The organism is Streptomyces spirodelae (assembly GCF_017676385.1).
In the GTDB taxonomy this organism is placed as follows: Bacteria; Actinomycetota; Actinomycetes; order Streptomycetales; family Streptomycetaceae; genus Streptomyces; species Streptomyces spirodelae.
Window position 1 is genome coordinate 1 of record NZ_JAFFZN010000015.1, and the last position, 14,920, is coordinate 14,920.

Sequence of the window (14,920 nt, forward strand, 5' to 3'; positions counted from 1 at the left end):
GGCGGCCCCTCCACGCCGCCGCCCTACACGATCGGTGCGCACGGCTCCGCGCCGGGCGGCAACGGAGGCTCGGGCGGCAAGAAGCCCTCACCCGGCGCCATGGCCGGCTACGGCCTGGCAGCCGTGGCCGTCATCGTCGCCCTGGTCTTTGTGATCATCGGGCTCACCAGCGGCGGGGACGACCCCGACCCCAAGCCCACCGCCAAGCCCAAGCCCTCCCCGACCGCCAGCACCGGCGACGACGGGGACTCCACCACCAACGACGGCGGCTCGGACTCCGGCGGCTTCAAGGGACCCGACAAGAGCCGCACCATCGACTCCTCGAAGTGCACCGACGCCACTGAGTCCTACAGCGACAAGAGCAAGGTCATGGTCCCCGACATGACGATCAAGGACCTCACCTCCGTCAAGGCATGCCTGCGCGCCGCCGGCTGGAAGCTCGGTGAGGTGACCAAGGAGGACGAGAACGTCTGGGGCAAGAACACCGTCCTGGAGCAGAGCCCTGACTCCCTGGACGACTTCGACCCGAAGAAGGACAAGATCGACCTGACGGTCTCCACCGGCCAGCCGGCCGACTGAGACGGGCAGCCCGCCGAGAGCCAGTGACGCTGAGAGTCACTGAGCCGCCGAGAGCCAGTAAGGCTGAGAGTCACTGAGAGCTGTCGAGTGCCGCTGAGTGCCCCCGGGTGTCCCGCCCGGGGGCACCGTGCTGTGCGGGCCGCCCGGCTCACTCCTGTGTCATCCGGCGCACCTCCACCACTCGGAACCGGCCGGAGACGAAGTCCCCGTCGCACAGTGCGCAGTTGGCCGCGGGGTTGCCGCCCGAGCCGTGGAAATCACTGAAGGCGGCCGTCTGGTTGACGTAGACACCGCCTGTCAGATTGAGCGAGAGCTGCGCGGGCTCGTCGAAGCACACCTCCTCCACCTGGCGGGCCACCTGTGCCGAGGTGGTGTAGGCGGAGACCGTCATGGCGCCCTTGGCCTGCAAGGTGTTGCGCAGCAACTCCAGCGCGTCCTCCGTGGAGCCGACGGCCACGGCGAAGGCGACAGGGCCGAAGCACTCCTGCTGATACGCCGCCTCGGCCTCCGGCTTGGTGGCGTCCAGCTTGACGATGGCGGGGGTGCGCACCGTGGCCTGGGGGAACTCCGGGTTGGCCACGGCGCGGGAGGGCAGCGCCACCTCGCCCAGCGAGGGTGCCGCCTCCAGGCGCTCCCGCACCCGGTCGTTGACGAGGGCGCCCAGCAGCGCGTTGGCCCGCGCGTCGTCGCCGAGCAGTTTGCCGACGGCTCCGGCGAGGTCGGCCACCACCTCGTCGTAGGACTTGGGGCCGGACTCGGTGGTGATGCCGCCGGCCGGGATCAGCAGGTTCTGCGGCGTCGTGCACATCTGGCCGCTGTAGAGGGAAAGGGAGAAGGCGAGGTTGGCGAGCATGCCCTGGTAGTCGTCGGTGGAGTCGATGACGACCGTGTTCACGCCCGACTTCTCGGTGTAGACCCGGGCCTGCCGGGCGTTGGCCTCCAGCCACTCGCCGAACGCCGAGCCCCCGGTGTAGTCGATCACCCGGATCTCGGGACGGGTGGCCAGGTCCTTGGCGATGCCGTCGCCCTCCGCCTCGGCTGCCAGCGCCACCAGATCGGCGTCGAACCCCGCCTCCGCCAGCACCTCGCGGGCGATCCGCACCGTCAGGGCGAGCGGCAGCACGGCCCGCGGGTGCGGCTTGACCAGCACGGCGTTGCCGGTCGCGAGCGAGGCGAAGAAGCCGGGGAAGCCGTTCCAGGTGGGGAAGGTGTTGCAGCCGATCAGCAGCGCGACACCGCGTCCGACCGGGGTGAACTCCTTGGTGACCCGCAGCGGTTCCCGCTTGCCCTGCGGCTTCTCCCAGGCGGCACGCTCGGGGGTGCGCACCTGCTCGGCGTAGGCGTAGGCCACCGCCTCCATACCGCGGTCCTGCGCGTGCGGGCCGCCCGCCTGGAAGGCCATCATGAACGCCTGGCCGCTGGTGTGCATCACGGCCTGGGCGAACTCGTGGGTGCGGGCGCTGATCCGGGCCAGGATCTCCAGGCACACCGCCGCGCGCGCCTGCGGTCCGGCCTTCCGCCAGGCGGGCAGGCCCCCGCGCATCACCGACAGCAGCGCGTCGATCGCCCCCTCGTCCGCGCGGGGGTAGGAGATGCCCAGCTCCAGTCCGTACGGCGACACCTCGGAGGCCACCCATTCGCCGGAGACCGGTTGGCCCGGCAGCTCGAAGCGGCTGCCGCGCAGCGCGTCGAAGGCCGCCTTGCCCTCCTCGGCCGCGCCCTCGCCGTACGCCTTGGGGTGCTCGGGATGCGGGGTCCAGAACTCCCTGCTGCGGATCGCTTCCAGCGCGCGGTCCAGGGTGGGGCGGTGCTTGTCGATGAGCTGGGCAGTGGTCGTTCCGATACCGGTGGTCACGCGGGACCAACTCCTCGCTGAGCTGGGACGGAATGCGGGTGGCGACGCCTTTGCCGCGGCCGCTCACCTGGTAGATACTGCTACCGAACGATCGGTCGGTGCAAGGGGGCCCGGAGACCTGTGGAAAACTTCGCCCAGCGCCCGGAAGGCCCCGCGGGCCGCCCGGCTAGCATCGGCCGCATGCCCACGGTCAAGCGCGACACCTACACGCCCGACTCGCTGCTCTCCGTCGCCGTGCGGGTGTTCAACGAGCGGGGCTACGACGGCACCTCGATGGAGCACCTCTCGAAGGCCGCCGGTATCTCCAAGTCGTCGATCTACCACCATGTGCGCGGCAAGGAGGAGCTGCTGCGCCGGGGGATAAGCCGTGCGCTGGACGGGCTGTTCGCGGTGCTGGAGGAGGTCCCGGCGCGTGAGGGGCGGGCCGTGGAGCGGCTGGAGCACGTCACGCGCCGCACGGTCGAGGTCCTGATGGCCGAGCTGCCCTATGTGACGCTGCTGCTGCGGGTGCGCGGCAACACCGAGACCGAGCTGTGGGCGATGTCCCGGCGGCGTGAGTTCGACCAGCGGGTGGCCGAGCTGGTCAAGCAGGCGGCGGCCGAGGGGGACCTGCGCTCCGATGTGGACGCGCGGCTGGCGACCCGGCTGCTGTTCGGCATGATCAACTCGATCGCCGAGTGGTACCGCCCGGACCGCGTCGCGCACAACGGCGCCGCCGGTGGCGACTCCTCCGCATCCGGTGGCTCGAACACCAGCGCGGAGGTCGCCGAGGCCGTCGTCCGCACCGCCTTCGCGGGCCTGCGCACGAGCTGACCGTCCCTGAGGCCAAGGCTCCAGATCCGGCACCGCCCCGGGCTCCAGATCCGGCAAGCCTCCGGGCCCCAAGTCCGTCAGGCCCCCGGCTCCAGGTCCGTCAGGGCCCCGGCTCCAGGTCGGTCTCCTCGAACACCAGCAGGGTGCGGGTGCTCAGCACCTCCGGCATCGACTGGATACGCGTCAGGACGAGGTCGCGCAGCGCCCTGTTGTCCGGCGTGTGCACCAGCAGCAGTACGTCGAAGTCTCCGCTGACCAGCGCCATGTGGGCGGCGCCCGGCAGCTCTTGGAGCTTCTCGCGGACGCTGCGCCACGAATCCTGGACGATCTTGAGGGTGATGTAGGCGGAGGCGCCGTGGCCCGCGCGCTCCTGGTCGATACGGGCGCTGAAGCCCCGGATCACCCCGTCGTCGATGAGCCGGTTGATGCGGGCGTAGGCGTTGGCACGGGAGACGTGCACACGCTCGGCCACCGAACGGATGGAAGCCCGCCCGTCAGCGCGCAGCAGACGCAGGATGTCGCGGTCTATCGCGTCCAGCGGCCGGGCGGGAAACCGGTGCCCGGCGTGCGGTCCCGCCTCCTCGGGGCCGTTGGCCATCTGTTCACCCCGCACGGTCCCTCGCCTCCCCTGAATGGACACTCTGCGGTCATCGAACGGTTTTGCGGGCCAGTTGTCCACAGGCCGGGGCCACCCGTAGCCAAAATGTGCCGGCGACCGAACAATCGGTAGGGGTGGCCCACTCGGTCACCGGCCCGGCCTGCCGGTGGTACGGCCATCGGCAGGCCGGCGCGCCAGCACGCCGATGTGTCAGGCGTACCCCGCCTGCCCGCGCCGCAGCCCGCCCACGAGGAGGTGCTCGTCATGACGGTCCTAGAGCAGCCAGGAGCCTACGCCCCCGCGCCTCCCCCCTCGTGGCGCCCCCGCACGGACGCCGCACCGCTCCTCCCCGACGCCGAGCCCTACCGCGTCCTGGGGACCCGTGGGACCCGTACGGCCCAGGACGGGGCACCGGGTCCGGACGCTGGGCTGCTGCGCCGGCTGTACGCGGCCGTGGTGCACGGCAGGCGGTTCAACGAGCAGGCCACAGCGCTGACCCGCCAGGGCCGGCTGGCGGTCTACCCGTCGTCGCGGGGCCAGGAGGCATGCCAGGTCGCCGCCGCGCTCGCACTGGGTGAGCGCGACTGGCTCTTCCCCAGCTACCGCGACACGCTCGCGGCCGTGGCGCGCGGCCTGGACCCGGTGGAGGTGCTGTCCTTGCTGCGCGGCGACTGGCACCACGGCTACGACTCACCCGGCACCCGGGTCGCGCCGCTGTGCACCCCGCTGGCCACCCAGCTGCCCCACGCGGTCGGGCTGGCACACGCCGCGCGGCTGAAGGGCGACGAGGTGGCCGCGCTTGCGCTGGTCGGCGACGGCGGCACCAGCGAGGGCGACTTCCACGAGGCGCTGAATTTCGCCGCCGTATGGCAGACACCGGCCGTCTTCCTGGTGCAGAACAACGGCTTCGCGATCTCCGTACCGCTGGCCAAGCAGACCGCGGCGCCCTCCCTGGCGCACAAGGCGGTCGGCTACGGCATCCCCGGACGGCTGGTGGACGGCAACGACGCGGTGGCCGTGCACGAGGTGCTGTGCGAGGCGCTGGACCGGGCCCGCGCCGGCGGCGGCCCCACCCTGGTGGAAGCGGTCACCTACCGGCTCGAGGCCCATACGAACGCCGACGACGCGACCCGCTACCGCACCGACCAGGAGGTCGAGGTCTGGCGGGAGCACGATCCGGTCACCCTGCTGGAGCGCGAGCTGCGCGACCGCGGGCTGCTCGACGAGGCGACCGTGCGGGAGGCCGAGGAGGCGGCCGAGCGGCAGGCCGCCGAGCTGCGCGAGCGGATGCACCAGGACCCGCCGCTGGACCCGGCGGAGCTGTTCGCGCACGTCTACGCGCAGCCGACGCGCCAGCTGCGCGACCAGGCGGACCAGCTGCGGGCCGAGCTGGAGGCGGAGCAGCGCTCGGCCGCCGCCGCACAGTCCGCCGGCAGCACGACTGCGGGGGAGGAGACCCGATGAGCACAGCGGTGCGACAGCCCGCGGCGGCAGCGGCGGACCGCAAGCCCGCCACCATGGGCCAGGCCCTGCGCCACGCCCTGCGGGACGCCATGGCCGACGACCCCGATGTGCACGTCTTCGGTGAGGACGTGGGCTCCCTGGGCGGCGTCTTCCGGGTGACGGACGGGCTCACCGCCGAGTTCGGCCCCGACAGGTGCACCGACACACCCCTGGCGGAGGCGGGCATCCTCGGCACAGCGGCCGGCATGGCGATGTACGGGCTGCGGCCGGTCGTGGAGATGCAGTTCGACGCGTTCGCCTACCCCGGGTTCGAGCAACTGGTCTCGCACATCTCCCGGATGCGCAACCGCACCCGCGGAAAGCTGCCCATGCCGCTGACGGTGCGCATCCCCTACGGCGGCGGCATCGGCGGCGTGGAGCACCACAGCGACTCCTCGGAGGCGTACTACATGGCCACTCCGGGGCTGCACGTCGTCACCCCGGCCACGGTCGCCGACGCCTACGGGCTGCTGCGCGCCTCCATCGCATCCGACGACCCCGTGGTCTTCCTCGAACCCAAGCGGCTCTACTGGTCGAAGGCCGACTGGGACCCACAGGAACCGGAGGCGGTGCCGGGTATCGGCCGGGCCGTCGTACGGCGGCGGGGCAGCTCCGCGACGCTGATCACCTACGGCCCGTCCGTGCCGGTCTGCCTGGAGGCCGCCGAGGCCGCGCGCGAGGAGCACGGAGACGGAGCCGAGGGCTGGGACCTGGAAGTGATCGATCTGCGCTCCCTGGTGCCGTTCGACGAGGAGACGGTCGCCGCCTCCGTACGGCGCACCGGCCGGGCCGTGGTGGTGCACGAGTCGCCCGGTTTCGCGGGGCCCGGCGGGGAGATCGCGGCCCGGATCACCGAGCGCTGCTTCCACTATCTGGAGGCGCCCGTGCTGCGCGTCGCCGGGTTCGACATCCCCTACCCGCCGCCGATGCTGGAGCGGCACCACCTGCCGGGTGTCGACCGGATTCTGGACGCCGTCGCACGGCTCCAGTGGGAGAGCGGCTTCACCGAGAGCGGCGGCTTCGGTCAAGGCCGGGGCGGAGGTGCCGTCTGATGGGCGAGGTACGCGAGTTCACGCTGCCGGACCTGGGGGAGGGGCTGACAGAGGCGACGATCGTACGGTGGCTGGTCGCCGTCGGCGAGACGGTGCGGGTGGACGAGCCCGTCGTCGAGGTGGAGACGGCCAAGGCGCTGGTCGAGGTCCCCTGCCCGTACGCCGGAGTGGTCACCTCGCACGCCGCCGGGGAGGGCGCCGAGGTCGCCGTGGGCGCGCCGCTGGTCACCGTCGCGGTGAGCCCCGGCGGCGAGGCGGCTGCCGCTCCTGAGCCGGAACATGTGGGCGGCTCGGGCAATGTGCTGGTCGGCTATGGGACAGCGGAGCCCACCGGGCGACGGTCCCGTGCCGCCCTGCGCCCGCCCGGCTTCGCCGCGCCCGGAGCGGGGACGGGGGCAGGGGAGGAGCTCCGGTCCGGCGCCGACCGGGGCGCCCCCGTCCCGGTGATCTCTCCGCTGGTGCGCCGCCTGGCCCGCGAGCACGGTCTGGATCTGCGCACGATGACGGGCAGCGGCCCGGACGGTCTCATCCTGCGGGCCGATGTGGAGCGTGCCGTAAGCACCGCACAGGAGAGCAGCACCCGGCACAGTGCCGCTCAGCACAGTCGCGCGCCGGAGAAGGCGTCGCGGGAGCGCCGTATCCCGCTGCGCGGCATGCGCGGAACGGCTGCCGAACGGCTCGCGCGCAGTCGCGCCGAGATCCCGGACGCCAGCTGCTGGGTGGACGCGGACGCCACCGAACTCCTCGCCGCGCGCAAGGAGATGAACACCGCCACCGCACAGGGCAGCTCCCCCGCGCCCATATCGCTGCTCGCGCTGCTGGGGCGGGTGTGCACGGCTGCACTCGCACGGTTCCCCGAGCTCAATTCCACGGTGGACACCGAGGCACGCGAGATCGTCGTACTGCCCGAGGTGCATCTGGGGTTCGCCGCACAGACCGACAGAGGGCTCGTCGTACCGGTCGTACGGGACGCGCACACGCTGAGCGCCGAAGAGCTCACCGCCGAGACGGCCCGGCTCACCGAGGCCGCCCGCGCGGGCACGCTCACCCCGGCCGAGCTGACGGGCGGCACGTTCACGCTGAACAACTACGGCGTCTTCGGTGTGGACGGCTCCACCCCGATCATCAACCATCCGGAGGCCGCGATGCTGGGCGTCGGCCGTATCGCCCGCAAGCCGTGGGTGGTCGACGACGAGCTGGCCGTCCGCAGCGTGGTACAGCTGTCGCTCACCTTCGACCACCGGGTGTGCGACGGCGGCACGGCAGGCGGCTTCCTGCGCCATGTGGCGGACTGCGTCGAGCATCCGGCGAGACTGCTGCGCACGCTCTGACTTCCGTACGCTCTGAGGCGTGACGCAGGCTCCAGGACCACCCTCAGCCGCCGGACCGCCCGACCGCCCGCAGACCGCGCGGGAGGCCGCCGGACGGCCGCGTGCGGCGCCGGGCACCTCACCGGGTGCCGCCGTGCGCCCGTACGCCGCGCTCGTCCTCGCCGGTGGCGGCGCGAGGCGGCTGGGCGGCGCCGACAAGCCCGCCGTGACCGTGGGCGGCAGGCCGCTGCTCGACCGCGTCCTCGCGGCGTGCGCCGACGCGGCCGCCACGGTGGCGGTGGGTCCGCGCCGGCCGACGTACCGGCCGGTGCTGTGGGCCCGCGAGGAGCCGCCCGGCGGCGGCCCCCTCGCGGGGCTGCAAGCGGGCCTGGACGCGCTGGAGGGCCCGGCACGGCACCGCCCCGCCGCAGCGGACGGCCCGGTCGGCACCGTGCTGGTCGTCTCGGCCGACCTGCCGTTCCTCTCCGAGCGGGCGGTGCGCGCGCTGGTCGCCGTACCCGACGGGTGCGAGGCGGCGGTCGCGTACGACGGGCGCGACCAACCGCTGCTCGCCGCCTACCGGATGGAGCCGCTGCGCCGCGAACTCGCGCTGCTGCGTACCGAGTACGGCACACTCGTGGGCCTGCCGTTGCGCATGGTGCTCCAAGGGCTGATGCTGCACCGGGTGACCACCTCCTCCGTCACCGCCGCCGCACTCGACTGCGACACCTGGGAAGACATCGCCACAGCGAGGGCCCGCATCAGGGAGCATGAAACCGTGCTGGAAGAATGGATCTCCGCGGTCAAGGCCGAACTCGGCATCGAGCTCGACGTCGACACCGCCGCGCTGCTCGACCTCGCCAGGGACGCCGCACACGGTGTCGCGCGCCCGGCGGCGCCGCTCACCACGTTCCTGGTGGGCTATGCGGCGGCGCGCGCGGGCGGTTCGGCGCGGGACGTCGAACGGGCGGCCGAGGCGGCGGCGCGGCTGGCCCGGCGCTGGGCCGACGAGGCCCCCGGAGCCCGCGACAACGCCGACAGCTCCGAGATCCCCGACAACGCCGACAGCTCCGACAACCCCGAGAACCCCGACAACTCCGAGGGCAGCGACGGCCGATGAGCGGCGCCGACGAACTCGACGAGGCCATCGCCCTCGCCAACAGCGGCCGGACCCGCCCGGAGCCGCCACCCGCACCACGTCTGAAGCGCATCCGCCGTATCGAGTGGGGCGAGAACGCCGAGAGCGCCGGGAGCGCGATGGACCCCATGGGAGAGCCCCAGGACCACGGCCGCCCCGACGAGGCCACCGGCCGGGGAGGCCGGGACGCAGGCGGGGAACGCGGCCGGCACGGCGAATACGGCCGACACGGCGACAAGCGGGACGGTGCCGAACGCACCAGTGGCGGTCGCGGCGGTGCGGGCGGCACCGGCCCCGTCCCGCCGGGCCACCCCGGAGAGCGCCCAGGACGGCACCGGAACGGCCCGCCGCAGCACGCCCCGGACGCCCTGCGAGGCGGCGTTCACCACCCCGCGGAGGGCCCCGGGAACACCGAAGGGTCCAGGAACGCGGAAGGGACCGGGAACAGCGCGCGCAAGCCGCCGCCCAGTTGGTGCGAGGCCGTCGCGCTGGCGGCCTCGGCGGCAACCGTGCTGCCCGCGGAAACCGTGCCACTGGCGCACGCTCTGGGCCGCACCCTCGCCACGCCGCTGCGTGCCCTCACAGATCTGCCGTCGTTCGACACCTCGGCGATGGACGGCTGGGCGGTGTCGGGGCCGGGCCCCTGGGAGCCGGCCCGCGCGGCGGACGGCACCGAGCGCCCCGGCGTCCTGGCCGGTGACCGCTCCGAGCCGCCGCAGCTCGCCGACGGTGAGGCGGTGCGCATCGCGACCGGTGCCCGTATCCCGCCCGGCACCAGCGCCGTACTGCGTTCGGAGGCGGCCCAGCGGACCGGCGCGCGGCTGCGCACGGCCACTCCCCCGCAGCCCGGGACCGACATCCGTCCGCGCGGACAGGAGTGCCGCAAGGGCGACGAACTGCTGCCCGCCGGGCTGACCGTCACCCCCGCCGTGCTCGGGCTGGCGGCGGCTGCCGGTTACGACGAGCTGTCGGCCGTGCCGCGCCCGCGAGCCGAAGTGCTCGTCCTGGGGGATGAACTGCTGCACCGCGGACTGCCGCGCGACGGTCGCATCAGGGACGCGCTCGGGCCGATGGTCGAGCCGTGGCTGACGGCCCTGGGCGCCGAGGTGACCGTCACCCGGCTGCTGGGGGACGACGCGGAGGCGCTGCACGAGGCGGTGGCCACCACGACGGCCGATGTCGTCGTCACCACGGGCGGCACGGCGAGCGGCCCCGTCGACCACCTCCAGCCGACGCTGCGCCGCCTGGAAGCGCAACTGCTGGTGCACGGAGTACGCGTCCGTCCCGGGCACCCCATGCTGCTGGCCGCGCTGGGGCCGGCGACAGCGCCGCGAGGGGCGGGAAAGCAACCGCGCGACAGGTATCTGGTCGGACTGCCGGGCAATCCGCTGGCGGCGCTCTCCGGACTCGTCACCCTGGCGGCACCGCTGCTGCGCGCTCTCGCTGGCCGGACCGAACCGGAGGCGCGCGCGGCCACCTTGGGCGCCGAGGTTTCCGGCCACCCGCGCGACACGCGTCTGGTGCCCGTACGGTACGAGGGTTCCGGCATCCGGGCGCGTATCCGGCCCCTGCGGTACTCCGGCCCCGCCATGCTGCGCGGGGTGGCCTCCTGCGACGCGCTGGCCGTGGTGCCGCCCGGCGGCGGCGCACCCGGCACGGACGTGCCCGTACTGGAGGTGCCGTGGTGAAGCGGCCCGGCGACACGGGGGCGGGCGGTGCGGCGCGGCCGCAGGGCTCGGTACTGCTGCCGCGCCCGGACATCAGTCCGCAGCGGCAGGTCCTCCGGCGGCTGCTGACCGCGCTCGTCGTCTTGTGGGTGACGGTGCTGCTGGTCTATCTGGACCGGGACGGCTATGTGGACAACAGCGACGCCGGCGTGTCGTTTCTGGACTGCCTGTACTACACCACTGTCACGCTCTCCACGACCGGCTACGGCGACATCACCCCCGCGTCCGACAGCGCACGGCTGGTCAACACGCTCGTCGTCACGCCGCTGCGCGTGCTGTTCCTGATCATTCTCATCGGCACCACGCTCGAGGCGCTGACGGACCGCACCCGCCAGCAGTGGCGCCTGAACCGCTGGAGGTCCGCGTTGCGCGACCACACCGTCGTCGTCGGATTCGGCACCAAGGGCCGATCGGCCGTCCAGACCCTGCTCTCGACCGGGCAGCGCCGCGACCGGATCGTCGTCATCGACCCGCTTCCACAGGCCGTCAGGACCGCCAACGCGGAAGGCTTCGCCGGGGTGGAGGGCGACGCCACCCGCAGCGAGGTGCTGATACGGGCAGAGGTGCAGCGGGCCAAGCAGATCGTGATCGCGCCCCAGCGTGACGACACCTCCGTGCTGGTGACGCTGACGGCACGGCAGCTGAACCCGCGCATCAGCATCGTCGCGGCGGTGCGTGAGGAGGAGAACGCGCCGCTGCTGCGGCAGTCGGGCGCCGACCAGGTCATCACCAGCGCCAGTGCGGCGGGCCGGCTGCTCGGTCTCGCGATGCTCAGCCCGAACGCCAGCTCGGTGATAGAGGATCTCATCCAGCAGGGCACCGGGCTCGATCTGAAGGAACGCCCCGTCACCAAGGCCGAGGCGGGAGGCTCCCCACGGGACTGCGCCGACCTGGTCGTCTCCGTCGTACGCGGCCATCGCATCCTCGCCTTCGACGACCCGGACGCGGCCGCCCTGGAGCTCACCGACCGGCTGGTCGTCATCCACCGCGCCTCGCAGACACGCCCGGAACCCGGCGAGCGACGGGGCGACTCGCGGTAGGCGGTATACGGCAGGACCAAGCGCGGGGGGCCGGGCAGCCACCCCTCTCATCCCTTCAGGTGACTGTGGTTGCGCCTGGCGGCCCGCAGCGCGGCCCACGCGTGACGATGACGCGATGGACCCGCCGCCCACCTGCCCCAACTGCCCGGCACGCCTGCTGTGGAAGGACACGCGCGAGACGGGACCCGGCAAGGAGGACTCCTGGTTCTGGTACTGCACCGGTTGCCACCAGGCGTATGTACCGACCCCGGACCAGAAGCTCCGCTTCACCTACGCCGCCTGACCGGCCCACCGCCCGCCCCGTGGCCCACCGAGCGGGGGCGGGTAGCGTCGGCCGCATGCATGCGATCACGATTCCCGAACCCGGCGGCCCCGAGGCGCTGGTCTGGGCCGAGGTCCCGGACCCGGAAGTCGGGGAGGGCGAAGTCCTCGTCGACGTCGCGGCGAGCGCCGTCAACCGGGCGGACGTTCTGCAGCGCCAGGGCTTCTACGATCCGCCGCCGGGCACGAGCCCCTACCCGGGCCTGGAGTGCGCAGGCCGGGTCTCCGCAGTCGGCCCCGGCGTGTCCGGCTGGGCGGTCGGCGACAAGGTGTGCGCGCTGCTCGGTGGCGGCGGCTACGCGGAGAAGGTCGCGGTACCGTCCGGGCAGTTGCTGCCCGTCCCCGACGGCATGGACATCAGGACCGCCGCCGGTCTCCCCGAGGTCACCTGCACCGTCTGGTCGAACGTCTTCATGGTGGCGCATCTGCGCCCGGGGGAGACGCTGCTGGTGCACGGCGGCTCCAGCGGCATCGGCACCATGGCCATCCAGCTCGCCAAGTCGGTCGGCGCCCGGGTGGCGGTGACGGCGGGCACTGCTCAGAAGCTCCAGCGGTGCGCCGAGCTCGGCGCCGACATCCTGATCAACTACCGCGAACAGGACTTCGTCGAGGAGCTGCGCACGGCGACCGACGGCGCGGGCGCCGACGTGATCCTCGACAACATGGGCGCCAAGTACCTGGAGCGGAACGTCAAGGCCCTCGCGGTCAACGGCCGGCTGGCGGTCATCGGTATGCAGGGCGGCACCAAGGGCGAGCTCAACCTGGGCGCGCTGCTGGCCAAGCGCGGTGCGGTGACGGCCACCTCGCTGCGGGCCCGCCCGCCGACCGAGAAGGCGGCGATCGTGGCGGCCGTACGCGAGCATGTCTGGCCGCTGCTCTCCGACGGCCGGGTGCGGCCGGTGATCGACAGCACCGTCCCGATGCGCGAGGCGGCCCGTGCGCACCGCACGCTGGACGAGAGCACCCATGTGGGCAAGATCCTGCTGACCACGGCGGGCTGAGGGCCGCCCCCGGGAGGGGGCGGGAGCCGGGGACGGGGGCGGAGCAGCTCCGTACGGAGCCCTCCGTCACTCGATCCCCTTGTCCGAAATGCCGATTTTTTCCCTTCGTGTGACGCTGGTCTGGTCTGCGGACCATCCAGCTCGGAAGGGTCACGGTCGTGCGGCACACTCAGCGACGGAGCACTGCGGTCACCTTGTTGACCTGCGCCTTTCTCGCGCTTCCCGCGCCTGTCGCCACCGCGGGTGACCACACGGAACCCCCGACGGGCCAGGCGGCGCCCGGTCACACCTGGGCGCCCCTCCCGGAGGTGCCCGTGGCATCCGAGTCGTCCAGCGCCTCCGGGTCTTCCAGTACCTCCGGGTCTTCCAGCGCCTCCGAGTCGTCCAGCACCTCCGGGTCCTCCAGCGCCTCGGAGGCACCCGAGGAGCCGGAAGAGCAGGACTCACCCCTGCTGCGGTCGCCTCTGCTGCGGTCGCCCCTGCCGACCCCGTCATCGCTGTTGCCCGAAGCGCCTCACCTGCCCGAGCCACCCCGGCTGCCGGAAACCCTCCGGCTGCCCGAGCCACCCCGGCTGCCCGAACTGCCGCAGCTTCCCTCGCCCCCGCCGGGCGCCCGGTCACCGCTGTCCGGCGCCCCTGCCCCGGGTCCGCGCGTCTCCGAGGGCCTTGCCCGCCTGCCCGGCAGCCCGGTCATCCAGGCGCTCCTGGAGCGGGACGACAGGGAGGAGAGAAGCGCGGAGAGAGGCGAGGAGGGGGACCGGGAAGAGCGAACGGCACAGCGGGAACAGCACCGCGCGGAGCAGCGCCGCGCGGAGCAACAGCGCGCGGAGCATCAGCGCAGGGCACAGCAACAGCGCAAGGCACAGCAACGGCGGGAAGAGCGCGACAAGCAGGAACGGCAGGAGGAGCGCGAAGAGCGCGAGGAGAGCGACAAGCGCAAAGAACGCAAGGAGCGCGCCGAGGAGCAGGAGCGGCGCGAGCGGCAGAAGGAGCGGCACCGGCGCGCGGAGCGCCAGTTGCGCGAGCGTCAGGAGCGCGCACGCCGGAAAGCGGAGCAGCGGCAGCGCGAGAAAGAGCGCCGGGAACATGTACGTCACCCGAACGAGCAGTCCGGCCTGCGTCCCCCTTCCTCGTTCGGGAACCCCGCCGCACCGCGCCCGCCCGGCCAGTCGATCGGCAAGTACGACCTGTACGCGCCCGACAGCCCGGATGGCGACGGCGCGGAGGGACAGGGTGACCGTGTCGCAGCGCAGCCGTCCGGGCAGGTCCTGCCCGTACTGCCGCTCGGCACGGGGCTGACACTGATGGGGCTGGGGCTCGCTTTCCTGGCCCTGCGGCTGCGCCGGCGCTGAGGTTCGGCCCTCGCTCGGCGTCGGTCGTCCGACGGATGCAGAATGGGGGCATGACACAGCCGAGCAACGAGAAGTCGCAGGAGAGCCCGCAGGTTCTGGTCGTGGGTCCGGACGGGATGGCTCTCGGGAGCACCGCCGCCAAGGGCAACGGCGACGGCGAGGGCGATGAGCAGGCTGAGGTCCCTGTTACGGAGATGGTGGAGCAGCCCGCGAAGGTCATGCGGATCGGCAGCATGATCAAGCAGCTTCTCGAGGAAGTGAAGGCGGCACCGCTGGACGAGGCCAGCAGGGCGCGGCTGAAGGAGATCCACACCAGCTCGATCAAGGAGCTGGAGGACGGGCTCGCTCCCGAGCTGATCGAGGAGCTGGAGCGGCTGTCCCTGCCCTTCACCGAGGAGTCGACGCCCACGGACGCCGAGCTGCGCATCGCACAGGCCCAGTTGGTCGGCTGGCTGGAGGGGCTCTTCCACGGCATCCAGACCGCGCTGTTCGCCCAGCAGATGGCGGCCCGCGCCCAGTTGGAGCAGATGCGCAGGGCCCTGCCGCCCGGCGTCATGCCGGACGAGGGCGGCCAGCCGAACGAGGCACACCGCCGCACGGGCGGCCCCTACCTGTAGCCGTCTGTAGGGCC

14 protein-coding genes are annotated in these 14,920 nt (G+C 72.9%); 12 read left to right on the plus strand and 2 right to left on the minus strand.

Annotated elements, in window-relative coordinates:
• Positions 1-579 (plus strand): PASTA domain-containing protein (locus tag JW592_RS17125; protein ID WP_209265995.1); only part of this gene is annotated, 579 nt, incomplete at its 5' end.
• Between the two features lie 148 nt (positions 580-727).
• On the opposite strand, the gene paaN is transcribed toward JW592_RS17125, so the two are convergent.
• On the minus strand, positions 728-2,434 hold the full coding sequence (paaN, locus tag JW592_RS17130; protein ID WP_209265996.1) for a phenylacetic acid degradation protein PaaN: 1,707 nt from the start codon (positions 2,432-2,434) through the stop codon (positions 728-730).
• 180 nt (positions 2,435-2,614) lie between these two features.
• Between paaN and JW592_RS17135 the strand changes: the two genes are divergently transcribed.
• Positions 2,615-3,247 carry a TetR/AcrR family transcriptional regulator gene (locus JW592_RS17135; protein WP_209265997.1) on the plus strand — a complete coding sequence of 211 codons (633 nt, stop codon included), beginning with the start codon at positions 2,615-2,617 and terminating at the stop codon, positions 3,245-3,247.
• A 100-nt stretch (positions 3,248-3,347) separates the two neighbouring features.
• Here JW592_RS17135 and JW592_RS17140 read toward each other — a convergent pair whose 3' ends face one another.
• Positions 3,348-3,845, minus strand: a complete 498-nt coding sequence (locus tag JW592_RS17140) for an Lrp/AsnC family transcriptional regulator (protein ID WP_209266141.1) — start codon at positions 3,843-3,845, stop codon at positions 3,348-3,350.
• Between the two features lie 264 nt (positions 3,846-4,109).
• On the opposite strand from JW592_RS17140, the gene pdhA reads away from it, so the two are divergent.
• The 10 genes from pdhA (at position 4,110) to JW592_RS17190 (ending at position 14,906) form a co-directional block, all read left to right on the plus strand.
• Positions 4,110-5,309, plus strand: a complete 1,200-nt coding sequence (gene pdhA / locus JW592_RS17145) for a pyruvate dehydrogenase (acetyl-transferring) E1 component subunit alpha (protein WP_209265998.1) — start codon at positions 4,110-4,112, stop codon at positions 5,307-5,309.
• Positions 5,306-6,400, plus strand: a complete 1,095-nt coding sequence (locus JW592_RS17150; protein WP_209265999.1) for an alpha-ketoacid dehydrogenase subunit beta — start codon at positions 5,306-5,308, stop codon at positions 6,398-6,400. The genes pdhA and JW592_RS17150 overlap by 4 nt, the downstream gene beginning before the upstream one ends.
• Positions 6,400-7,731 carry a dihydrolipoamide acetyltransferase family protein gene (locus JW592_RS17155; RefSeq protein WP_209266000.1) on the plus strand — a complete coding sequence of 444 codons (1,332 nt, stop codon included), beginning with the start codon at positions 6,400-6,402 and terminating at the stop codon, positions 7,729-7,731. The genes JW592_RS17150 and JW592_RS17155 overlap by 1 nt, the downstream gene beginning before the upstream one ends.
• 133 nt (positions 7,732-7,864) lie before the next feature.
• On the plus strand, positions 7,865-8,830 hold the full coding sequence (locus tag JW592_RS17160; protein ID WP_307805448.1) for a DUF6457 domain-containing protein: 966 nt from the start codon (positions 7,865-7,867) through the stop codon (positions 8,828-8,830).
• Positions 8,827-10,536 (plus strand): molybdopterin molybdotransferase MoeA, encoded by a 1,710-nt coding sequence (locus JW592_RS17165; protein WP_209266002.1) that lies wholly within the window; start codon positions 8,827-8,829, stop codon positions 10,534-10,536. The genes JW592_RS17160 and JW592_RS17165 overlap by 4 nt, the downstream gene beginning before the upstream one ends.
• The gene (locus JW592_RS17170; RefSeq protein WP_307805444.1) at positions 10,530-11,615 is read left to right on the plus strand and encodes a potassium channel family protein; all 1,086 of its coding nucleotides are present in this window, start codon (positions 10,530-10,532) and stop codon (positions 11,613-11,615) included. The genes JW592_RS17165 and JW592_RS17170 overlap by 7 nt, the downstream gene beginning before the upstream one ends.
• A 115-nt stretch (positions 11,616-11,730) precedes the next feature.
• Positions 11,731-11,898: a hypothetical protein gene (locus tag JW592_RS17175; RefSeq protein ID WP_209266003.1), complete on the plus strand. Its 168-nt coding sequence runs from the start codon at positions 11,731-11,733 to the stop codon at positions 11,896-11,898.
• Positions 11,899-11,953: 55 nt separating this feature from the next.
• Positions 11,954-12,937 (plus strand): NAD(P)H-quinone oxidoreductase, encoded by a 984-nt coding sequence (locus JW592_RS17180; protein ID WP_209266004.1) that lies wholly within the window; start codon positions 11,954-11,956, stop codon positions 12,935-12,937.
• Between the two features lie 500 nt (positions 12,938-13,437).
• Positions 13,438-14,289 (plus strand): hypothetical protein, encoded by an 852-nt coding sequence (locus JW592_RS17185; RefSeq protein ID WP_209266005.1) that lies wholly within the window; start codon positions 13,438-13,440, stop codon positions 14,287-14,289.
• Positions 14,290-14,339: 50 nt separating this feature from the next.
• Complete coding sequence (locus JW592_RS17190; RefSeq protein WP_209266006.1) at positions 14,340-14,906, plus strand: bacterial proteasome activator family protein; 567 nt, start codon at positions 14,340-14,342, stop codon at positions 14,904-14,906.
• The last annotated feature ends 14 nt before the right edge of the window (positions 14,907-14,920 follow it).

Bases quoted from the DNA above. Each gene is read 5' to 3' on its own strand.
- JW592_RS17135 (WP_209265997.1), top strand. From the start codon at position 2,615: ATGCCCACGGTCAAGCGCGACACCTACACGCCCGACTCGCTGCTCTCC.
- JW592_RS17140 (WP_209266141.1), bottom strand. From the start codon at position 3,845: ATGGCCAACGGCCCCGAGGAGGCGGGACCGCACGCCGGGCACCGGTTT.
- pdhA (WP_209265998.1), top strand. From the start codon at position 4,110: ATGACGGTCCTAGAGCAGCCAGGAGCCTACGCCCCCGCGCCTCCCCCC.
- JW592_RS17150 (WP_209265999.1), top strand. From the start codon at position 5,306: ATGAGCACAGCGGTGCGACAGCCCGCGGCGGCAGCGGCGGACCGCAAG.
- JW592_RS17155 (WP_209266000.1), top strand. From the start codon at position 6,400: ATGGGCGAGGTACGCGAGTTCACGCTGCCGGACCTGGGGGAGGGGCTG.
- JW592_RS17165 (WP_209266002.1), top strand. From the start codon at position 8,827: ATGAGCGGCGCCGACGAACTCGACGAGGCCATCGCCCTCGCCAACAGC.
- JW592_RS17175 (WP_209266003.1), top strand. From the start codon at position 11,731: ATGGACCCGCCGCCCACCTGCCCCAACTGCCCGGCACGCCTGCTGTGG.
- JW592_RS17180 (WP_209266004.1), top strand. From the start codon at position 11,954: ATGCATGCGATCACGATTCCCGAACCCGGCGGCCCCGAGGCGCTGGTC.
- JW592_RS17190 (WP_209266006.1), top strand. From the start codon at position 14,340: ATGACACAGCCGAGCAACGAGAAGTCGCAGGAGAGCCCGCAGGTTCTG.